The 21,624-nt window shown below is 64.5% G+C and carries 17 protein-coding genes; 5 read left to right on the forward strand and 12 right to left on the reverse strand.

The genetic code is table 11. The annotated features are described in order from the left end of the window. Positions 1 to 31: 31 nt before the first annotated feature. The 8 genes from murA to rpsT form a co-directional block, all read right to left on the reverse strand. Entirely contained in the window at positions 32 to 1,327 is a 1,296-nt protein-coding gene (murA, locus tag ABIB06_RS17860; protein WP_354048992.1) for a UDP-N-acetylglucosamine 1-carboxyvinyltransferase, read from the reverse strand. 291 nt (positions 1,328 to 1,618) lie between these two features. Beyond that, positions 1,619 to 4,054, reverse strand: a complete 2,436-nt coding sequence (gene gyrB, locus ABIB06_RS17865) for a DNA topoisomerase (ATP-hydrolyzing) subunit B (protein WP_354048994.1) — start codon at positions 4,052 to 4,054, stop codon at positions 1,619 to 1,621. Positions 4,055 to 4,334: 280 nt separating this feature from the next. Continuing rightward, on the reverse strand, positions 4,335 to 6,503 hold the full coding sequence (locus ABIB06_RS17870) for a hypothetical protein (RefSeq protein ID WP_354048995.1): 2,169 nt from the start codon (positions 6,501 to 6,503) through the stop codon (positions 4,335 to 4,337). 359 nt (positions 6,504 to 6,862) lie between these two features. Next, complete coding sequence (gene recF, locus ABIB06_RS17875) at positions 6,863 to 7,999, reverse strand: DNA replication/repair protein RecF (protein WP_354048996.1); 1,137 nt, start codon at positions 7,997 to 7,999, stop codon at positions 6,863 to 6,865. 86 nt (positions 8,000 to 8,085) lie between these two features. Then, on the reverse strand, positions 8,086 to 8,451 hold the full coding sequence (locus ABIB06_RS17880) for an endonuclease domain-containing protein (protein ID WP_247351540.1): 366 nt from the start codon (positions 8,449 to 8,451) through the stop codon (positions 8,086 to 8,088). Between the two features lie 257 nt (positions 8,452 to 8,708). Then, complete coding sequence (gene dnaN, locus ABIB06_RS17885; protein ID WP_354048998.1) at positions 8,709 to 9,827, reverse strand: DNA polymerase III subunit beta; 1,119 nt, start codon at positions 9,825 to 9,827, stop codon at positions 8,709 to 8,711. Positions 9,828 to 10,082: 255 nt separating this feature from the next. Continuing rightward, a complete protein-coding gene (dnaA, locus tag ABIB06_RS17890; protein WP_247442002.1) occupies positions 10,083 to 11,495 on the reverse strand; it encodes a chromosomal replication initiator protein DnaA in 1,413 nt (470 codons plus the stop codon). A 1,252-nt stretch (positions 11,496 to 12,747) separates the two neighbouring features. After that, on the reverse strand, positions 12,748 to 13,014 hold the full coding sequence (gene rpsT / locus ABIB06_RS17895) for a 30S ribosomal protein S20 (RefSeq protein WP_007598259.1): 267 nt from the start codon (positions 13,012 to 13,014) through the stop codon (positions 12,748 to 12,750). A 401-nt stretch (positions 13,015 to 13,415) separates the two neighbouring features. On the opposite strand from rpsT, the gene ABIB06_RS17900 reads away from it, so the two are divergent. The 3 genes from ABIB06_RS17900 to ABIB06_RS17910 all read left to right on the forward strand — a co-directional run bounded on the left by ABIB06_RS17900 (position 13,416) and on the right by ABIB06_RS17910 (position 15,641). Further along, a complete protein-coding gene (locus tag ABIB06_RS17900; protein WP_247351545.1) occupies positions 13,416 to 13,733 on the forward strand; it encodes a hypothetical protein in 318 nt (105 codons plus the stop codon). A 148-nt stretch (positions 13,734 to 13,881) separates the two neighbouring features. Continuing rightward, positions 13,882 to 14,538, forward strand: coding sequence for a peptide-methionine (S)-S-oxide reductase MsrA (msrA, locus tag ABIB06_RS17905; RefSeq protein WP_354049002.1), 657 nt, complete (start codon positions 13,882 to 13,884; stop codon positions 14,536 to 14,538). A 356-nt stretch (positions 14,539 to 14,894) separates the two neighbouring features. After that, positions 14,895 to 15,641, forward strand: a complete 747-nt coding sequence (locus ABIB06_RS17910) for a polysaccharide biosynthesis/export family protein (RefSeq protein ID WP_247351549.1) — start codon at positions 14,895 to 14,897, stop codon at positions 15,639 to 15,641. A gap of 1 nt (position 15,642) precedes the next feature. Here the strand turns inward: ABIB06_RS17910 and ABIB06_RS17915 are convergent, their stop codons facing one another. The 4 genes from ABIB06_RS17915 to ABIB06_RS17930 all read right to left on the reverse strand — a co-directional run bounded on the left by ABIB06_RS17915 (position 15,643) and on the right by ABIB06_RS17930 (position 18,309). Further along, the gene (locus tag ABIB06_RS17915; protein ID WP_247351551.1) at positions 15,643 to 16,125 is read right to left on the reverse strand and encodes a hypothetical protein; all 483 of its coding nucleotides are present in this window, start codon (positions 16,123 to 16,125) and stop codon (positions 15,643 to 15,645) included. A gap of 138 nt (positions 16,126 to 16,263) precedes the next feature. After that, positions 16,264 to 16,935, reverse strand: coding sequence for a dienelactone hydrolase family protein (locus tag ABIB06_RS17920; protein ID WP_247351553.1), 672 nt, complete (start codon positions 16,933 to 16,935; stop codon positions 16,264 to 16,266). Positions 16,936 to 17,184: 249 nt separating this feature from the next. Continuing rightward, complete coding sequence (locus ABIB06_RS17925) at positions 17,185 to 17,520, reverse strand: hypothetical protein (RefSeq protein WP_247351555.1); 336 nt, start codon at positions 17,518 to 17,520, stop codon at positions 17,185 to 17,187. A gap of 24 nt (positions 17,521 to 17,544) precedes the next feature. Then, the gene (locus ABIB06_RS17930) at positions 17,545 to 18,309 is read right to left on the reverse strand and encodes an alpha/beta fold hydrolase (RefSeq protein ID WP_354049005.1); all 765 of its coding nucleotides are present in this window, start codon (positions 18,307 to 18,309) and stop codon (positions 17,545 to 17,547) included. A 307-nt stretch (positions 18,310 to 18,616) separates the two neighbouring features. Here ABIB06_RS17930 and ABIB06_RS17935 point away from each other — a divergent pair, with 307 nt between their 5' ends. Together ABIB06_RS17935 and ABIB06_RS17940 are read left to right on the forward strand one after the other, a co-directional pair. Next, complete coding sequence (locus ABIB06_RS17935) at positions 18,617 to 19,108, forward strand: (2Fe-2S)-binding protein (RefSeq protein ID WP_027514647.1); 492 nt, start codon at positions 18,617 to 18,619, stop codon at positions 19,106 to 19,108. Continuing rightward, the gene (locus ABIB06_RS17940; protein WP_354049007.1) at positions 19,105 to 21,387 is read left to right on the forward strand and encodes a xanthine dehydrogenase family protein molybdopterin-binding subunit; all 2,283 of its coding nucleotides are present in this window, start codon (positions 19,105 to 19,107) and stop codon (positions 21,385 to 21,387) included. The genes ABIB06_RS17935 and ABIB06_RS17940 overlap by 4 nt, the downstream gene beginning before the upstream one ends. Positions 21,388 to 21,624 lie beyond the last annotated feature (237 nt).

The following is a 21,624-nucleotide window of genomic DNA, read 5'->3' on the forward strand; positions in this document are numbered from 1 at the left end:
AGACCATCTCAATCCAGAAGTGGAAGCCGCCTCAGCCCCTCCGCTCGGGCACGCGCTTGATCTTCGCGCCGAGCGCATTCAGCCGTTCGTCGATGCGCTCGTAGCCGCGCTCGATCTGGTCGGCGTTGTCGATCGTGGAGGTGCCCTCGGCGCAGACCGCCGCCAGCAGCATGGCCATGCCGGCGCGGATGTCGGGTGAGGTCATCGTCGCGCCGTGCAGCCGGCTGGGTCCTGCGATGATGGCGCGGTGCGGGTCGCACAATACGATGCGCGCGCCCATCGCGATCAGCTTGTCGACGAAGAACATCCGCGATTCGAACATCTTCTCGAACATCAGGATCACGCCCTCGCATTGCGTGGCGGTGACGATCGCGATCGACATCAGATCGGCCGGGAAAGCCGGCCAGGGCTGGTCCTCCAGCTTCGGCACGTGGCCGCCAAAATCGTCCTGGATCTTCAGCGTCTGGTTCGAGGGTACGATGAGATCGTCGCCTTCAATGCGGCAGACGATGCCGAGCCGTTCGAAGCCCATGCGGATCGAGCGCAGATGCTCGACGCCGGCGCGCACGATGCGAAGCGGTGAGCGCGTCACGGCGGCAAGCCCGATCAGCGAGCCGACCTCGATATGGTCCGGCTGGATCCGGTAGGCCGCACCGCCCAGCGTCGCTGGACCGTGCACGATCATGGTGTTGGTGCCGATGCCTTCGATTTTCGCGCCGAGCGCGACCAGGAAGTTGGCGAGGTCCTGCACATGCGGCTCGGACGCGGCGTTGCGCAAATAGGTGACGCCGTCGGCGGCGACCGCCGCGACCAGCGCATTCTCGGTCGCGGTGACACTGGGCTCGTCCAAAAACACGTCCGCGCCGGCCAGCCTTGCCGCACGGAATTCGAGCCGGTCGGTTGCGGTGACTTTGGCCCCCAACTGCTCCAGCGCCAGCACATGTGTGTCGAGCCGGCGGCGGCCGATGACGTCGCCGCCGGGCGGCGGCAGCATGACTTCGCCGCAGCGAGCGAGCAGCGGGCCCGCGAGCAGGATCGAGGCGCGGATGCGGACGCACAATTCGGGATCGAGATCGGCGGCGCGGATGCTCTTGGCGTGAATATGAAGCGTATTGCGGGCCGTCCATTCCGCGGCAGCGCCGACCGAGCGGATCAGCTCGACCAACGTCTCGGTGTCGCGAATCCGCGGCACGTTTTCCAGCGTCACCGGATGCTCGGTGAGCAGGGCTGCCGCGATGATCGGCAGGGCCGCATTCTTGTTGCCGGACGGCTCGATCGAGCCCGAGAGCCGCTGACCGCCCTCGACGATGTACTGGATGGGCGCCACGGAGGTCTCACTGTTCTGTTGGGTGGGGCGAGTGGTTTTCGAGGCGGAAACTACAGAGAATTGAGCGGGGGGGCAATTCGGGCTCGATGGCTATCACGAACGAGGTGCGCTCCCTCTCCCGCTTGCGGGGGAGGGCTGGGGAGGGGGTGCCTCCGCGGTGGGATTGTCGAATCTACGGAGAATATCCCCGCGAGGAGAAAGCCCTCACCCGCCGCGCTCGGGACGATGCTTCGCATCGCCCGTCGCGCGCCGACCTTTCCCGCAAGCGGGAGAGGTGCAGCGAGGTCGGGGCTAGATATCGATCGTCGCGCTCAGTGAATGTTCCTGGATGAAGTCGCGGCGCGGCTCGACCACGTCGCCCATCAGCTTGGTGAAGATGTCGTCGGCCTCGTCGACCTCCTTGACCTTCACCTGGAGCAGCGAGCGTGCGTCGATGTTGAGCGTCGTCTCCCAGAGCTGCTCCGGGTTCATCTCGCCCAGACCTTTGTAGCGCTGCAGCGTGACGCCCTTGCGGCCGGCGTCGGTGACGGCTTCGAACAGATCGACCGGGCCGTAGACCATATGCTCCACGTCCTTGCGCCGCAGCTTGCCGGGGCGGACATAAACGTCCTGGAGCTTCACCGTGTACTCGTCCAGCTTTCGCGCTTCGACCGAGCCGAGGAAGGCGTCGTCGATGATGGCGGCTTCCTTGACGCCGCGCACCGTGCGCTCGAACTGGAAGCCATGGCCTTCCACGTATTGACCGACCCAGCCGCGTTCGACCTCGTCGGCGAGAGTGTCGAGGCGGGCGGCGATGTATTGCGCGGCCGCAGCGGCTTTCTCCGGATCGCCGTAGATCGCCTTGTTGAGCACGCCGGTGATGGCGGCCTGCTCGATCACCTTGCGATTGTAGCGGGTGTGCAGGCTGCGCAGGATGCCGCGGACGGCGCGGGCGTCGTCGACCAGCGAACGCAGGTCGCGGCCGGTACGATCGCCGCCGGTACCCGGAATATAGACGCAATCGTCCAGCCCGGTATCGATCAGATAATCTTCCAGCGCCCGCTCGTCCTTCAGGTATTGCTCGGACTTGCCGCGGTTGACCTTATAGAGCGGCGGCTGGGCGATATAGAGATAGCCGCCGTCGATGATGTCCCGCATCTGCCGGTAGAAGAAAGTGAGCAGCAGCGTGCGGATGTGAGCGCCGTCGACGTCGGCGTCCGTCATCACGATGATCTTGTGATAGCGCAGCTTCTCGATCGAGAACTCGTCGCTGATGCCGGTGCCGAGCGCGGTGATGAGCGTGCCGATCTGCTCGCTTCCCAGCATCTTGTCGGGACGCACGCGTTCGACGTTGAGGATCTTGCCGCGCAGCGGCAGCACGGCCTGGAACTCGCGGTTGCGGCCCTGCTTGGCGCTGCCGCCTGCCGAGTCACCCTCGACGATGAAGAGCTCGGACTTCGCCGGGTCCTTCTCCTGGCAGTCGGCGAGCTTGCCGGGCAGCGAAGAGACCGATAGCGGGCTCTTGCGCGTCAGCTCGCGCGCCTTTCGCGCGGCTTCGCGGGCCGCGGCCGCCTGGATCACCTTGCCGACGATCATCTTGGCTTCGGAGGGGTGCTCCTCGAACCAGGCCTGGAGCGCCTCGTTGAGCACGTTCTCGACCACGGGGCGCACTTCCGAGGACACCAGCTTGTCCTTGGTCTGCGACGAAAACTTCGGGTCCGGCACCTTCACGGAGAGAACGGCGGTGAGGCCTTCGCGGCAGTCGTCGCCGGTGAGCGCAATCTTTTCCTTTTTCGCGTTGGCATCGGCATAGCCGTTGACCTGGCGCGTCAGCGCGCCGCGGAAGCCGGCGAGATGGGTGCCGCCGTCGCGCTGCGGGATGTTGTTGGTGAAGCACAGCACGTTCTCGTGGTAGCTGTCGTTCCACCACAACGCGGCCTCGACGCCGATGCCGTTGGCTTCCGCGCGCACCATGATCGGCGCCGGCACGATCGCCTTCTTGTTGCGGTCGAGATACTTGACGAATTCCTCGACGCCGCCGGAATAGTGCATCTCCTCGCGCTTCTCGACCGCGTGACGCATGTCGGAGAGTGCGATGTTGACGCCGGAATTGAGGAAGGCGAGCTCGCGCAGCCGGTGCTCCAGCGTCGCGAAATCATATTCGATGTTCTTGAAGGTTTCGGTCGAGGCCTGGAACGTCACCTCGGTGCCGCGCCTGCCGGGCGCGTCGCCGACGACCTTGAGCGGTGCAACTGCGTCGCCATGGGCGAACTCGATGTAGTGCTCCTTGTTGTCGCGCCAGATGCGCAAGCCGAGCTTGCTCGACAGCGCGTTGACGACGGAGACGCCGACGCCGTGCAGGCCGCCGGAAACCTTGTAGGAGTTCTGGTCGAACTTTCCGCCGGCATGCAGCTGGGTCATGATGACCTCGGCCGCCGAGATGCCTTCGCCCTTGTGGATGTCGACGGGAATGCCGCGGCCGTCGTCGCGCACGGTGACGGAATTGTCGGCGTTGAGCACGACATCGACGCGCGTGGCGTGGCCCGCGAGTGCCTCGTCGATCGCGTTGTCGACGACCTCGTAGACCATGTGATGTAGGCCCGAGCCGTCATCGGTATCGCCGATATACATGCCCGGACGCTTGCGGACGGCATCGAGACCCTTGAGCACGCGGATCGATTCCGCCCCGTAATCGCTCGGATTTGAGGGTTCGTTTTCGGCAGGCGTCTGCCGAGCAGGTTCTGTCATGAGAGGCCTTCGAGATGTCGCCCGAATCAGCGGCGCAAAAGGCGCTGATATGCGGGCTATTTGTGCCACGAAAGACGGATTGCGCCTAGCGCAAAGTATCTCCCGACAAGTCCTTGATCAGATAGGTGTTTTTGGCCGGTTTTCAAGGCTTTCGAAGGCCGATTCCAGGCGCTGGAAAAAGCGCGATTGGAGAAGCCGTTTCGGGCCGTGGAAGGCGTGGATTTTGCGGGGGCGAGGGGCGTTCCGAGGCGCTTGGAACGCCCGGAACGGCCTTGCAGGCTCAATACATCTGAAGCGGCAGCACGTCTCCGTTTGGCCCCACCAGGAGGCCCCAGGCATCGCCGGCGGCCACGGTGAGGGTCTCGGTCCGGGCAGGGCGTCCCGCCAGACGCAGCGCGTACTGGTACTTGCCGGGCGGCAGATCGAGCATCGGGCCTTTCGGCGACTGCGGGCCGCCGGCGCCGGCCGCGATCTTCACCGTTTGATTGTTGATCGTCAGCGATGCTTCCTTGGGCCCCATATTGCCGAGCATCAGCCTGGCCTGTCCGGCCTTCGGCATGATGTCGGCCTTGGCCGCGGCCTGCGGATTCCGCTGCACCAGGCGGACAATTGTCTCGTCCCTGGCGCGGCCAAGCTTCAGCACGGCCGGCCCCTCCGGCGAGGTGAACGCGAGCTCCGCCCGCTTGGCGGTCACGGTCGCACCGTCGGCCTTCTCCTGCCAGCCGCGCTTGGCCAGCTCCGTGCGATAGAACGCGAGGACGTCGCCAAGCGCGGCGGGGATGCTGGCTTCGAGCTCGGTCCGGAACGACTGGTCGCTGCCGGGGAATTTCGTGGAGCTAACGCCGGTGGAGCTGTGCTGCGTGGGCACCGGCAGGGCGGAATCGGGATCGAGCGTGAGCGGCTCGGCCGACTTGGCCTGCACCGACGCGACCTGTCCCGGCTTGGCCTGGGCGGGCTTCGCTGCAGCCATCACCAGGCCCGATCCGTTGGCGCTGACATTCACCTTCGGCCCCATCTGCATCACGGTCATCGAGATCGATTTGCCACCCTTTGCGAACTCCAATACCGCCATGCTCGGCTGGTTGATGACGGACGGCTGCTCCTTCCAGCCTGCTGATTTCAGCAGCGCCCGGTAAAACGTGGCGAGCGCCTTCACGCTCGACGTGGAGGAGAATTCGAGCCGGCCGTCGTCGCCCTCGAACGTCACGCCCTCGGCGGTTTCAGGCAGCGGCACCGGCGTCTTGCTGTCGGCCAGTGCATTCAGCGGCGCATCTGACAGCGCGGCCGCCTGCACCTTGCGTCTTGCCTCGTCGGCGGTGATGAGCTGCTTGGCCGCACCTAACGCATCCCCAAGGAACTTCTCGTCGGCCTCCTTCTTCGCCTTGGCACGGGCGGCAAGTGCGGATTCCTTCACCTGCGCGGTCAGGCTGACCATGGTGAAATCGTATTTGCGGCCAAGCCGCAGCAGGCCGGTTTCCTCAGCCGAAGAGATCCTGATCGCGACCTCGTCGCCGGGCGCGCGCGGCGCGCTGCCGTCCTCCTGCCAGCCGCGCGCGGCGAGCTCGCGATGATAGAAAGCGAGCACGGCGGGCAGCTCGGGCATCGCGGCGGCTGACATTTCGCGCTTGTCGGAGCTTGCGCTGCCGAGGCCCTTGGCCGTCTTGGTCGGGCTCGGTCGCGGCAGGCCGGCCAGATCGCTATCCGCTTTGAGCTCGCTGGGTAGCGCAAAGGGCGCGACCCGGATATCGACATTGGTGCGGCCATCGTCGCGGCGCGTCAGCGTCAGCATCACGGGCTTCTGTTGATAAAAGCCGGTCTCCTTGCTATCGGCGTGCGCGTAGAACGCGCGCAGGCCGTTGGGAACGGTTTCATCCAGGCTGGTCGTCCAGCGCGCAGCGGTTTCCGGCGTGAGCTTCTGCCAGCCGATCGCAGCCATCTGGCTGCTGTAGAAGTCCGACGTTGCATCCAGCGGCGTCGGCGCGATGCAGTCGAGATAGGGCCGCGTCCCGTCAAACACGATGTCGCTTGCGCCTTCCGGAAATGGCACGTTCCCGTAGACCCGGTCGGTCGTGTAGTAAACCACGGACTGGTCGGGCCGGCCGAGCGCCTGCGTGAAATGAACGAAAAGGCCCTGCCGACCCTTCTTGAACTTCAGCAGGCTGCTTTTCTCCTCCAGCGGCATCACATAGGGCACCCAGCCGTTGGCGCTCAGGAGCTTTTGGACCGCGGGCAGCGTCACCGCCTGCGGCGTCGGCATGCGATACTCGGCGCGATAGGGATCGGGGCGCCAGGTGTCTTCCACCGCGCCCTCGAGCTGCGGCAGCGCGTGAACGTCGACGATGCCCTCGTCGGCGCCGGCCGCGATCGAGCAACTCGCCATCAGGAAGAGACCGCATGCAAGCAGCTGCCATCGTGCCGGGACTTGCGTCCCGCGCGGGATCATCGACATGGTTACGTCTCCAGGATGCCGCGCGGCGCTTTGGCGCGTGCGATTGCAACGGCTGCGCCACCGTCGGCGCGGTCTCAGACCAGAAGTCGCGTCGGGAAGCGGGCAGGTTCAAAGATCTCGGAGGTCTCAATAGAGCTGGAGCGGCGACCATGCCTCGCCGTCGCGCCCGACGGTGAGCTCCCAGGCGTCGCCGGCCGCGACGGTGAGGATGTTGGTGTGGGCCGGACGGCCGGGCACGCCCAGTTCGTAGGAATGTCGCGCGCGTCAGTGTCATCGCGCGATGGCAACGGCTGCGACACTATCGGCGCGGCCTCAGGCAGCTAGTCGTTGACGGGACCCCGCGGGTTCAATGCGGCGGCTCACCGACGCGCGCTGACTTGTCCGCTCTCGACGTCAAAGATCTCGCCCCCGGTGCCGATCTCGGCGAAGGCGGCGGGATCTGCGCCGGTCAGCCACACCTGCGCGCCGAGCTTGCGCAGCTCGTCGAACAGCGCCGCGCGCCTGCTGGGATCGAGATGCGCGACGACCTCGTCGAGCAGCAGCAGCGGCACGATGCCGGTCATCTCGGCGACCAGGCTCGCATGCGCCAGCACCAATCCGATCAGCAACGCCTTCTGCTCGCCGGTCGAGGCATCGCGCGCCGGCATGCTTTTCGGCGCGTAGATCACCTGGAGATCGGTGAGATGCGGACCGTCCGTGGTGCGGCCGGCGATGGCGTCGCGCGGACGGTTGTCGCGCAGGATTTGGCGGTAGCGGTCCTCGACCGACGTCGCGGTCTCGTTCAGCAGCGCGTTCTCCATCCAGCCGTCGAGCCCGATTTGCGCCGAGGGGAAGGCGGAGGTCTGCGCGCGTGCATTCAACATGCCGGTGAGATGTGCCGCGGTCTGGCCGCGGGTTGCGGCGACGGCGACCGCAAGCTCCGCGGTCTCGCGCTCGATCGCGTCACACCAATGGTCGTCGTAATTGCGCGTCTCGAGCAGGCGGTTGCGCGAGCGCAGCGAGCGGTCCAGCGCCGAGATGCGGCTGGAATGGTCGCTGTCGATGGCAAGCACGAGGCGGTCGAAGAAGCGCCGGCGCTCGGACGCCGCACCCATGAACAGCCCGTCCATCGCCGGCGTCAGCCACACCATGCGGATATGGTCGCCGAAGGAGGCCGCCGAATTGACCGGTTCGCGGTCGATGCGGCAGCGCCGGCTGACCGCGGCATCGGCGCGCGGCGGATCGATGCCGGTGCCGAGCGTGGCGAGGCCCAGCGCGCCCTCGACCTGTGCAGATACCGCCCAGGAGCCGTCGCCCTGGTTGTCGGCAACGTCGTCCAGCGTCGCACGCCGCAAGCCGCGTCCCGGCGACAGGAACGAGATCGCCTCGATGCAATTGGTCTTGCCCGCCCCGTTCGGCCCGACCAGCGCCACCATGTCAGCCGTCGCCTCGAGCCCCGCCGCCCGGTAATTGCGAAAATGCGTCAGCGTCAGGCGATGAATGCGGGAGGGGGTCATGTTGAAACTGCGGCGCGCTCTGATCCCCTCTCCCCTTGTGGGAGAGGGTGGCGCCTCACGAAGTGAGGCGACGGGTGAGGGGTATGTTACCGCGCAGCAAGCTTTGCAAGGATATCCTCCAATACCGAAGCGGGCTGCTGTAATACGTCATTGTTCCAGTAACGCGCGATGACAAAGCCTTCAGCGGAGAGAGCCGCATCACGCGCTGCATCGCTTCCTGATTCTGCGTGCTGACTGCCGTCGATCTCGATCACAAGGCGCTTCTCGAAGCAGACGAAGTCGAGAATGTAGTTCTCGATCGGAGCCTGTCGGCGAAATTTGTAGGCCGATAGCCGGCGATCCCTCAGTAAGCGCCACATAGCTGCTTCAGCATCCGTTGGTTCGTGCCGCATGCTCTTCGCGAACTGGCGAAGATGCCTGGCAGTCGGCCGATGATGCGAGCCGCGCGGCATCGGCGCTCATTCTGAATGTTGTTGGGACGCGGTGCTCTTCCCCTCTCCCCTTGCGGGAGAGGGTGCCGTCGCGCAGCGACGGCGGGTGAGGGGTTGTCTCCGCACAGGAAGTGTCGCGAGAGGACCCCTCACCCGAGTAAGATCTTGGCTAATAGCGGAGCTGCCCTCTCCCGCAAGGGGAGAGGGCGCGGTAAGGCGCATCGCGCCTGGTTCATGACGGAATACGAATACCTGGTGTCCGCGCGGGAGCACGTCCCTCACACCCGCATCGGCATCAGCACGTACAGCGCGCTCTTGTCGTCGCGGTCCTGCACCAGCGTCGGCGAGCCGGGGTCGGCGAGCCGGAGCGTTGCGACGTCGCCTTCGATCTGGGCTGCGATGTCGAGCAGATAGCGGGAATTGAAGCCGATATCGAGAGCGTCGGAGGCGTATTCGACTTCGAGCTCTTCGGTCGCGCTGCCGGAATCCGGGTTGGTCACCGACAGCACCAGCTTGCCCGGCGACAGCGACAGTTTCACGGCCCGCCCGCGCTCGCTGGAGATGGTGGAAACGCGGTCGACCGCGTTCTCAAAATCCTTCTTGTCGACGACGAGCTCCTTGTCGTTACCTTGCGGGATGACACGGCTGTAATCGGGAAAGGTGCCGTCGATCAGCTTCGAGGTCAGGACCACATTGCCGATGGTAAAGCGGATCTTTGCCTGCGACAGCTCGATCGTGACCTCGGCCTCGTTGTCCTCGATCAGGCGCTGCACCTCGCTGACCGTCTTGCGCGGAACGATCACGCCGGGCATGCCGTCGGCGCCCTTGGGCTGGACCAGGTCAAGCTGGGCGAGGCGGTGGCCGTCGGTGGCGACGCCGCGCAGGGTCGCGGCATTGGCGGAGCCTGCGGCATGCAGATAGATGCCGTTGAGGTAGTAGCGCGTCTCCTCGGTGGAGATCGCGAACTGGGTGCGGTCGATCAGCCGCTTGACGTCCTTGGCGGCGAGCGAGAACGAATGCGACATGTCGCCGGCGGCCAGATCCGGAAAATCATTCTCCGGCAGCGTCTGCAGCGTGAAACGGGAGCGGCCGGCGCGGATCGCCAGCACGGCGCGGTCGCCGTCGGCTTCGAGCACGATCTGCGAACCATCCGGCAGCTTGCGCACGATGTCGTAGAACATGTGCGCCGGCACGGTGGTGGACCCGGCGGTCGTGGTTTCCGCCGCGAGCGTTTCCGTCACCTCGAGGTCGAGGTCGGTCGCCTTCAGCGACAATTTCGCGTTCTCGGCCCGGACCAGCACGTTGCCGAGGATTGGAATCGTGTTGCGGCGCTCGACCACGCGGTGGACATGGCCCAGCGACTTCAGGAGTTGCGCGCGTTCGACCGTAACCTTCATTGCACTACTCGCCCGATCCCCAAGGAAACACAAATTTGGAAAAGCCGGGCGGCGGGACGCGCGCCACGGTACCGAAGACCCCCAAAGCCGGATCATCCAGCCGATATGACCAAAGCCTTCAGGGTCGCGCAAGGTGGCGCGTAAAGTCATCCGTTTCAAGGGATCGCGGGATGGTTCCCCACGATTTACAGGCAAAAACACGCCCGCCGCCCAGGCATGGCCGGGGCGGCGGGGGAAGGGGAAAGACCTGGGCGTTTATTCCTGAAGCTGACGCTTCAGCGATTCGACCTCGTCCGACAGCGCCGTGTCCTTGGAAACCAGGGCTTCGATCTTGCGAACGGCGTGCAGCACCGTGGTGTGGTCGCGCCCACCGAAGCGGCGGCCGATTTCCGGCAGCGAGCGCAGGGTCAGCGTCTTGGCGAGATACATCGCCACCTGGCGCGGACGGACCACGTTGGCGGTCCGGCGCGAGGACAGCAGGTCGGAGCGGCTGACATTATACTGCCGCGCCACCACACGCTGGATGTCCTCGATCTTGATGCGCTTCGGCTCCTGCGGTCGGATCAGGTCGCGCACCTCGTGCTCGGCCATTTCCAGCGTCACCGGCCGGTTGTTGAGCTTCGAGTGCGCGAGCAGGCGGTTGATCGCGCCTTCGAGATCCCTGCCGTTATGGGTGATGGCGCGGGCCAGATAGGTCAGAACCTCCTCCGGCACCTCGAACGTCGCGTGATGGGCGCGGGCCGCCGCGACGCGCGACTTGAGAATGCCATGCCGTAGCTCCTCGCCGAGCGAGGCCATCTCGACCACGAGGCCGCCGGCCAGCCGCGAGCGCACGCGATCGTCGAGGCTTTCGAGATCGGACGGCGGACGGTCGGCCGCGATCACGACCTGGCGGCCGGCATCGATCAGCGCGTTCAGCGTGTGACAGAACTCGGCCTGGGTCGACTTGCCCTGCAGGAACTGGAGATCGTCGATCACGAGCACGTCGATGCCGCGCAGCGCTTCCTTGAAGGCGAGTGCCGTCTGCGTCTTCAGCGCGGCGACGAAGCCGTACATGAATTTTTCCGCGGTCAGGTAAAGCACCTTGCGCTCGTTGCCGGAATTTCCGGCCCAGGTCACCGCCTGCAAGAGATGCGTCTTGCCGAGTCCAACACCCGCATGGATGTAGAGCGGATTGAACATGACGGGATCGCCACGGCGACCCTCCGCGACCTGACGCGCAGCGGCATGCGCCAGCGTGTTGGAGCGGCCGACGACGAAGCTTGCGAAGGTCAGGCGCGGATCGAGCGGCGAGCCGCCGAGCGCATCGTGATTGGCCGAGACCGGCGCGGTCGCGGTCGAGCGCAGCTCCGGCGCAGGCGAGCGGCGCGCTTCGACGGGCGCGGGCACTTCCTTCTGCTGAACGACCGGACGCACGGCCGAACGCACGGTGAGATCGATACGATGCACTTCGGGCATCTCGGCCTGCCAGCACGACAGCACGCGCTCGGCGTAATGCGCCTGAATCCAGCTCTTCAGGAAGCGCGTGGGGACCGAGAGCCGCACGCTCTCCTCCTGCACACCTTCCAGATCCATGCGAGCAAACCAGCTCGTATAGACGTCTTCGCCTACGTTCGTGCGCAGCCGGCTCTTCACGCGTGACCAGCGATCCTGTTCCGATGGATTCATCGTTAAAAAACTTCTCTTGAGAGATAAGGTTGCGTTGTGAACGCCAAGCGGGGTTCCCCGTCATGGCGCGACCTCAAGCGATTCCATCGTCGGGCACAGCTCGACCGTTCGGCGCGAACGCCGCGAGGTCAGATCAGCGATGTCGGAGATGGAGAGTTCGCGAGGTCAGCGCGTACTCGGCGCGCCCTCACACGAGGGGGGCTGAACGCAGGACGGATCGGAGACGGCATCGTCGAACGATGGAATCTGTGTCAACACCGCGTTGAATCCGTAGGACATGATACCTCCCCGTCCTGCCGTGATCGCTCACGGCAAGGTCCTGCCTGAAAAAACAACCGCATCTGAATTGCTCCAGCCGCGGATGCGCCCGTCTGTACTCGTCGTCCGCTCGGCTTCGCCATCCTGCGTGTCGGAGTAGCCTCGAGATGTCTCTCATTTTGCGCTGGGCGCGAGCGGGAAGATCCCGCTTGGAGACATTCAGACAAAGAACTACCGTTCCCATATTGCTATGGGTTTCGAACCGACAATCGCTGGGTTAAGCGTCGCTTACGTGCACATCGCCGCCGATTTGCACGCTCGCCCCGTTTCCGATACCGCGCTGGTCTCAAGATCGTGGGCGCCGCTGACGCCTTAAGGAATACACTATGCCGAAGGACTCGCAACGAAATTGATTCACACTTGAGGCGCCAAAAAACTTGATCTGCGTTAACGCCGCGCGCGACTTGTGCACAGGCTTCAGACCAAGGTTTTGGATTCGTACACAGAATCGAAAGAGCCGCGCCTTGTGTGACAATTCTCCGCCACTGCCAAAAATTCTTTACAAAAGCGTCACGCGGCGAGACGCGCGGGCGATTTTTCCAAATGCTTGGCGTCACTATGTCGATAAGTGATTAGCGAGACACCGTTTTTTGAGTCTCGTTTCACAGGGTAACTCCATCGCCTGGCGCGATCCGGTGAAACTACGGTGTGAAGAACGCGCAGGCGCAGGAATTCAACTTGAGCCCGCCTCGCAAGGGCTTTTTGCACCGCGGTGAAAAGTTTCCCCTGTTGCAAAATCACCCGCAGGTAGAACTAATGGCGTGGACGCCGCGATCCTTCGATCGAAGGTCGGTCGCGCCTGACTGCTTGCGTGACTATGGCTGGCAACAAAAAAGCCCGGCGTGATGCCGGGCTGTTTGACGCGTGCGATGTGCGACCGGATCGTCCGATCGAACGAAGGCTTGCTAGGTCACTCGCCAGATTACTCGCGGGCTTACTTGGCGAGCTTGGCGATCTGCGCGGTGAGCCGCGAGACTTTGCGGCTGGCGTTGTTCTTGTGAATGATGTTGCGCTGGGCTGCGCGCATCAAAGCGGGCTCGGCATTCGCCAGCGCCGTCACAGCGGCGGCGCGGTCGCCGGTCTTGATGGCTTCTTCGACGTTACGCACGGCACCGCGCATCTGGGTGCGGCGCGACTTGTTGACGGCGGTGCGGCGGGCGATCTTGCGCGTCGCTTTCTTGGCGGAAGTGGTATTGGCCATGGTCTCAATGTCCTTTGCGGGTACCGGTCGCGTCTTGGTCGGTAGCGCCGGCTTGCTTGACCGCGTAATCGACGCTCGGAATCAGGGTGTTCGGTTGCTAGGCTGTTCCCGGAACATGAGCGACAGCCTTGCGGCTGTCTCTGAGGCCCAAAGAGCCTCTAAGCCCAAAGAGCCTGCAACTGCTCAAAGAACAGCGGCGGCAGGATTGCGCCCGCCGCCAGTTGGCGCCCTTATAGAGAGGGTCTTTGGCACCGTCAACGCTTTCCCGGGCTGGAAAACCAGCCCCTAGGGCCTGGATGAGTGCCGTAACGCCCTGAAGAGGTTGAATTTCTGCCGTCTCCCTTGTATTGGCTGGCAGCGTTACGAGGATCGTCCGATCGGACGACCATATAAGGTGAAGCATGATCCGCGGCTTTTTCCGACTGATTGGGCTGTTGCTGCTCGCCGGCGGATTCATCTTCATGGTCTATGACGGCGCCCGCTGGGTGGCTGACCAGACCCTGCGGTTCACCCGCTTCGGCCAGTTCTGGAACGACATCAATCAGGGCAGCCAGACGGCGTTCCGGACCTGGGTCGAGGCCAAGGCGCCATGGCTCTGGACCTCAGTGATCCGCCTGGTGCTGGATCAACCGGTTTTCGCCGTCCTCGGCATTCTAGGCATCCTCCTGATGATCCTGTTTCGCCCGCGCAAGCCGCTGATCGGTTATTCCCGGGATTGAGCTTTCAATTCCCGCGACTGAGCCGGGGCGCGCGCGGCGTAACAGGGCTGCCCCTTGCGGCGTAGATCCCTATATTCCCACCTGATCGCGAGCACGCCGCCTGAGCACCTGTCTCAAGCGACCGACAGCTCGTTGCGGAGATTCAATCATGCTTTTCATGCGCAAGACCACCGCATTGCCGAGCGCCACGGAAGCGCTGCCCGGCCGTGCGCAAGCTATTCCGACCGCGACCAGCCATTTCGTCAACGGCGCGAAGTTGCAGCCGCCTTATCCCGCAGGCCCCGAGCAGGCGGTGTTCGGGCTCGGCTGCTTCTGGGGCGCGGAGCGCAAGTTCTGGGAGCTCGGCGACGGCGTTTACGCCACCGCCGTCGGCTATGCCGGCGGCCACACGCCGAATCCGACCTATGAAGAGACCTGCTCAGGCCGCACCGGCCACACCGAAGTGGTGCTGGTCGTGTTCGATCCGAAAAAGATCTCCTACGAGAAGTTGCTGACGATTTTTTGGGAGAGCCACAACCCGACCCAGGGCATGCGCCAGGGCAATGATGTCGGCACGCAGTACCGAAGCGCGATCTACACTTATTCGGACGCGCAGAAGAAAGCGGCCGATCAATCGAAGGCGCTCTATCAGAAGGCGCTTGCCGCAAAAGGTCTCGGCGCCATCACCACCGAGATCGCACCCGCCGGCGAATTCTATTTTGCCGAGGACTATCACCAGCAATATCTGGCGAAGAATCCCGCCGGCTATTGCGGTCTGGGCGGCACCGGCGTGTCCTGCCCGATCGGCGTCGGTGTGAGCGCGTAAGCTGGCGACGAACTCGCTGTACCTCTCCTGCAAGAGCAGGGCAGCGGCATTTGAGAGCAGTTTCCGGCGGCCCATCCTTCGAGACGCCCGCTTTAGGCGGGCTCCTCAGGATGAGGATGGAGTGTACGGCAACAGTTTCAACAGGCCCCGATGCCGATTAGCCTCATCCTGAGGAGACCGCAGAGCGGTCGTCTCGAAGGACGAGGCGCGCGTTCAGGCTGGCCCAAAAGGCCATATGCGATAGCAGTGCCCGCAAGCGGGAGAGGGAGCGCAGCGAGCATCGTCGCGCCCCTCAACGCTTTATTAACCATAACTGGTGCAACACTGGATCTGTCTCGTTTCGAGGGATAGGTCCGGTGCCGGTTGCACGCGCGTTTCGATGGTCGATCTTGGCAACGTCCTTGGCAGCGTCCGCCGCGCTTGCGCTTGGCGGCTGCATGCAGACCGCCGGCCCTGTCGCGGTGATGCAGCCGCGCGCCGATCTCGACTCCATGGCCTATGGCCAGCCCTATTACGCGCCACAGCCGGTCGTCGTCGGCGACGGGGGCGGCGCCATCGGGGCTCTGCGCAATTCCTTTGCCTCTTCGCCTGCGCCAATGCCGGTCGGTTATGCCGCACCGATGGCGGCGCCGGTCCGCTACGATTCATCCTACCATCTCGATGCAGGCGACAGGCTGCGCGTCGTGGTCTATGGCCAGGAAGGTCTCACCAACAGCTACGCCATCGATGCTGGCGGCTCCATCACCATGCCGCTGATCGGCGGCGTGCCGGCGCGCGGTCGTACCCCGGCCGGCCTCGCCGGCGAGATCGCCGCACGCTTGCGCAACGGCTACATCCGCGAGCCTTCGGTGGCCGTGGAGATCGAGGCCTATCGCCCGTTCTTCATCCTCGGCGAAGTCTCCGCGCCCGGACAATATCCTTACGTACCGAACATGACGGTCGAAAGCGCCGTCGCGATCGCGGGCGGCTTCTCGCCGCGCGCCAAGCGCGACGTGGTCACCGTCACGCACACCGAAGCCGGCGGCTCCATGCGCGCTATCGTCCCGCTCGGCACGCCCCTCGCCCCCGGGGACACCGTGTTCATCGGCGAGCGCTGGTTCTAGCTCACCGCCTGAAATCCAGCCGTCCGCTCGGAAAACATCCGTCGATCCTGTTGGCGTCGACCACTAGCCCGATCCATGGCCGCGTGATCGCCGGCGTGGTCAGGTTGATGTATTTTCCGACCAGGCGACCCGCGCCGTCGCGCGCGGCATCGATCAGCCCGTGCCGACGACCGTCGTCCCAGTCGAAGCGCAGATAGATCCGCTCGCCTTTGACCTGAACCTCGGCGCGTCCCTGCTTCCATTTCTCCGCCGTATCGCCGGCGATGGTCGGATCGGCGCCGCCATTCCAGCGGCTTGCCCAGCGGCCCTCGATCGGATCGGACATTGTCGCGATGGAGGCCCATGCCGCCGCGTTGCCGTCGGTTGCATCGCCGGCCAGCGTGGCGGTCGCGGCATAGTCTGTCACTTCGGAATCATCGGGCGAGGAGACGTCCATGGTTCCGAATGGATTGCGGATGACGAGGTGCGTGATGTCCTGCTGCATGGCGGTCTCCTGGCGTGAGCTGGCTTGATCCGCCTGCTCTATCGCCACGCGCCGTGAGGCGGCCACCCGATTCCTGCTCTCCTCATTCCGGGCCTGCGCCGCTCGACGTACCCCGGAATGACGGCAGCAAGTGCGGCCCTATTTCAAATGCTTCGCAAAAAAATCCATGCTGCGCGGCCAGGCGATGTCAGCGCTGGCTTTGTCGTAGCTCGGCCGCTCGTCGCAATGAAAGCCGTGCTGGGCGCCCGGATAGACGAAGACCTCGACATCCGGCCGCTTGGTCTTGACGGTCTCGACGTCGGTCAGGGGGATGCCGGTATCCTTCTCGCCGAAATGCAGCTGCGTCGGCACTTTCGGTGTCTCGTCGGCAAAGCGCACGACCGCGCCGCCGTAATAACCGATCGCGGCCTTCAGGCCCGACAGCCGCGTCGCCGCGACGAAGGCGATGCTGCCGCCGAGACAGAAACCGATAATGCCGACCGGGCCGACGCTCTTCACCGCATCGATCGCCGCCTGCGTGTCGCGCAGCATCGCCTCCCAATCCGGGCTGGCGACGAACTTGCGCGCTTCCGCGATCTCGTGAGGCGTGTAGCCCGACTGGAAGCCCGGCGACGTCCGGTCGAAGATCGACGGCGCGATCGCGACATAGCCTTCCCCGGCGAGGCGATCGCAGACCGAGCGGATGTGATGATTGACCCCAAAGATCTCCTGGATCACCACCACCGCGCCCTTCGCCCTGCCCGAGGGCTCAGCGCGATAGGCACCGAACTGGAAATTGTCGGAAGCCGTCAGTTTGATGTCTTGTCCCACGCGGGTTGTCCTTTGGTTGACACGAATTCTAATCTCTCCTCTCATCCTGAGGAGCGCGCCCCTTGCGCGCGTCTCGAAGGATAGAGGCCCGTGACGCTTCAGCCGGGCCTCCATCCTTCGAGACGCTTGCTTTGCAAGCTCCTCAGGATGAGGGGAGGCAGGCCGTGCCTGCATGGTTCTCGCGGTGATGCGCAATATCGTCCGCCAGACGCGCGCAAGGGGCGCGCTCCTCACCATGAGGGGAACCACCTACTCCCACATCCAGTTTTCGCCGTAGTCTTCCTTCCATCCTGCCAATCGTCCGTGACGGAATTGCAGGAACAGGCGATGGCGAGAGGGTATCAATCCGCTGCCACCGATGTTGCGCAAAGCGAGGTAGATCTCGCTGCCGGGACGTCCGCGAACGTATCGCAGCGGCTGCCCCAGGGCGCGCGCGGTCTGCTCGGCATCCATGCCGAAAGCGAGCGGCGTATTGTTCGACAAGGTCGCAACAAAAGGGAGGCGCGGCGGCATGGTGCCGAACGGCTCGGCCTGCGCAGATACCGATAGCAACACCGCGCCCGCCGCCAACATCGCTCGCTTCATTGCCAGTGTTCCTGTCCGACCGTCCTATCCCGGCAAGTTCTTCAGGAAAGGCACCACCGCGTCAACAAAAGCCTGCGGCTGATCGATGTTGACGGCATGCCCGGCGGCGGGGATCACGACCTTTTGCGCGCCGGGAATTTTTGCGGCCATGTAGTCCGACGCTGCGAGGAACGGCGTGTCGTCGGCACCGACCACGATCAGCGACGGCACCTGGATCTCCGGGAGCAGCTCGATCACCTTCGCATCGCGCTGGGTCAGCATGCCGCGTGCGGCAAGCGCCAATCCCCTGGCATTGCGATGGCTGGCCGTGGCGCGCTCGCGCGTCGCTGCCTTCAGCATGTCGAGGCCTTCGCGATCGAGCCTGTCGGCAGTGGCGAGCGCTCGCGCGTTCCAGGCCTCGCGCGCGTCGTCCTTCTTGAAGCCCGGGCCGGTGTCGATGATCAGCAGCGCGCGGGCGCGCATCGGATGCGCGCGAGTGAAAGCGAGTGTCATGTAGCCGCCGAGCGACAGCCCGCCGATGATGGCGCGCTCAGCGCCGGCTGCATCGAGGATCGCGGCCATGTCGCCGACGGTCAGCGCCTCGCTGTAGGCGGCGGGATCGTCGGGGTAGTCGGACTGGCCGTGACCGCGCATGTCCCACAAGATCAGCTTGTGATCCCTGCCAAGCGCATCGACCTGCCCATGCCACATTGCCGAGGTCGAGGAGTAGCCATGGGTCAGCAGCAGCGGCGGCCCCTCGCCATGAACCTCGTAATAGATTCCGACGCCGTCCCGATCGATCCTTGGCATTGCTTCCACCTTGTTATCTTGTTTCTTGGCCCATCCTAACGCGCCGGGTTACTCGGAGGAAACCGCCTGATTGCGATGGCTCGCATGCCTGGCGCCGCACTCGGTTGCGTTCAGTGGCTGCAACATCGCCCTTGTCGCGACGCACAACGAGCAGGCGGCGCGTTTGTTTCGATCGATTCCAAATTGCATTTGCCTCCGCCGCTGAACCCGATCATTCTTGCGGGCAAGGCTGGCGCCGGCCCGGTGGGCGTCCGCGACACAAGTTGCCGCCGTAAGCGGCTTCATGCACCGGCAGGGGAAGACGCCTATGCCAACTCTCACCATCAACGGGCGGAGTATGTCCGTGGATGCGGCGAACGACACGCCGCTCCTCTGGGCGATCCGCGAGCAATTGCAGATGACCGGCACCAAGTTCGGCTGCGGTGCCGGCCTGTGCGGTGCCTGCACCGTGCACGTCAACGGCGAAGCCGTGCGTTCGTGCCAGACCATGGTCGGCGATGTCGCCGGCAAGAAGATCACCACCATCGAAGGCCTCGCCGCCAAGGGCGATCATCCCTTGCAGAAGGCGTGGATCGCCGAGCAGGTGCCGCAATGCGGCTACTGCCAGTCCGGGCAGATCATGCAGGCGGCTTCGCTGCTCGCGAAGAATCCCAATCCGACCAAGGAAGAGGTCGTGGCGCATATGGACGGCAATCTCTGCCGTTGCATGACCTATTCGCGGATCCAGAAGGCAATCATGCGCGCCGCAACCGAGATGCGCACCGCATCCGCCTCCGGCAACGAACGGAGGCCCACATGAACCGGCACGTGAAGAACGTCACATCAGAGACATCAGATCTTAGCCGCCGCTCCTTCCTGGTCGGCACCGCCGCAACCGGCCTCGTGCTCGGTTATGCCGGTGTACCCGGCATCGGTGAGGCGCTTGCGGCGCCCTCCAACTTCGAGCCCAGCGTCTGGTACGCGATCGCGCCCGATGGTCTTGTCACCGTCACCTGCGGCAAGGCCGACATGGGCCAGCACATCGCCTCCACCATGGCGCAGATCGTGGCCGAAGAGTTAGGGGCCAAATGGAGCGACATGCGCGTTCAGCTTGCCTCCAACGATCCGAAGTTCAACGACCCCGTGCTCGGTGCGCAGATCACCGGCGGCAGCTGGTCGACCATGATGAACTTCGACGCCATGAGCCGCGCGGGTGCCGCGGGCCGCATGGCCTTGACGGAAGGCGCAGCCGCCGCGATGGGCGTGCCGGCGTCCGATCTCGTGGTGCGCGATTCCATGATCGCGCATCCGAAGTCGAAGAAGCAGATGTCGTTCGCAGATGTCGTCAAGAGCGGTAAGGCGACCAAGACCTTCACGCCGGACGAGCTGAAGGCGATCAAGCTGAAGACTCCGGATCAGTACACCATGATCGGCGTGTCGGTGCCGCAGCTCGACATCCCCTCCAAGACCAACGGCACGGCCAAATACGGCATCGACGTGATGATTCCGGGCATGGCTTATGGCGCGGTGGTCACGCCGCCGGTGCGCTTCGGCGCCACGGTGAAATCGGTCGACGACAGCGCCGCCAAGAAGGTGCCGGGCTTCATCAAGGCCGTCACCCTCGACGACAAGACGCAGACGACGTCGGGCTGGGTGGTGGCGGTGGCCAGCACCTACGCCAACGCCAAGAAGGCCGCTGCCGCGCTGAAGATCAGCTATGACGGCGGTCCCAACGCGAAGGTGTCGAGCGAGTCGCTGTATGCCGAGGCCAAGCGGCTGCAGGCTCTCGACGATTCCGGACAGTTCTTTGTCAAGGACGGCGATCCCGTGGCGGCGTTCGGCACGGCGGCCAAGGTGCTTGAGGCGGAGTACACCACCAGCATCAACATCCACGCGCCGATGGAGCCGATGAACGCCACCGCGGAGTTCAAGGGCGACATCCTGCACATCTATTCCGGCAACCAGTTCGCGACGCGCTCCGGTGGGATCGCCGCGGGTGCAGCCGGGATCGATCCGAAGTTCGTGGTCATGCACCAGATGTGGCTCGGCGGCGGCTTTGGCCGCAGGCTCGATGCCGACATGATGATTCCGGCGGTGCAGGCGGCGAAGGCCATCGGCAAGCCGGTGAAGGTGATCTACACACGCGAAAACGACATGACGATGGACTTCTCGCGTCCGCTCACCTTGCAGAAAGTGAAGGCCGGCGTGGACGGCGACGGCAAGCTCATCGCGCTCAGCCACGACGTGGTCTCGGCCTGGCCGACCCAGCGCTGGGGAATCCCAGATTTCCTGACGCCGTCGGTCGACAAGAAGGGTCCACTCGACTCCTTTACGGTGAACGGGGCCGACTTCTTCTACACCGTGCCCAACCATTATGTGCGCGCGATCAAGAACGAGATGGCGCACAACGCCACCCCGTCCGGTCAGCTCCGATCGGTGGCGCCCGGCTGGACGTTCTGGGCGGTCGAAAGCATGATCGACGAGATCGCGGCCGCGACCGGCAAGGACCCGGCGCAGTTCCGCATCTCGCTGCTCGACGGCGCCGGCAAGAACGACGGCGGCGCACAGCGGCTCCGCAACACGCTGCTCGCCGCGATGGGTCTCGCCGGTTACGGCAGCAGGAAGCTGCCGAAGGGTGAGGGCATGGGCGTCGCCTGCGTGTCGTCGCAGGAACGTGCGACTGCAAGCTGGACGGCCTGCGTTGCCCATGTCGCCGTCGCGCCGTCGGGCGAGGTAACCGTGAAGAAGCTCACGGTCGCAACCGACGTCGGCACGCAAGTGCATCCCGACAACATCCGCGCCCAGGTCGAGGGCGCGGCGCTGTGGGGCCTGTCGCTGGCGATGTACGAGAAGGCGACGCTGAAGGATGGTGGCATCGAACAGACCAATTTCGATAGCTACACGCCCTTGCGCATGAGCCAGATGCCGGAGGTCGCGATCGCCGTGATCGCCAATGGCGAAAAGGCCACCGGCGTCGGCGAGCCTGCCGTGACGGTGATTGCACCCGCGATCGGCAACGCCATCTTCAACGCCTCGGGCGCCCGCGTCCGAGCCCTGCCGATCACGGCCGAAGCCGTGAAGGGCGCGATGAAGGCGTAAGCCGGCCGCGATTGACCTGACATGATCCGCCGGGGGCCAGTCTCCGGCGGATTTGTCGTTGGAAAACCCTTTTACTTACAAGCACATCCCTACTGTGCATGGGGTTGTTTTCGCTCTTTTGAGTGGAACCGCTCGGGGAGCGAAATCCATAAGATTGTCCCTGATTCCGCAGGGGTCCATTGAGCACGCCTCTTAAGGGCCGGAGAACCTGATCCGGCTTAGGCTGACGCCAAATCC

The sequence above is a fragment of the Bradyrhizobium sp. LB8.2 genome (assembly GCF_040548035.1).
Classification (GTDB): Bacteria; Pseudomonadota; Alphaproteobacteria; order Rhizobiales; family Xanthobacteraceae; genus Bradyrhizobium.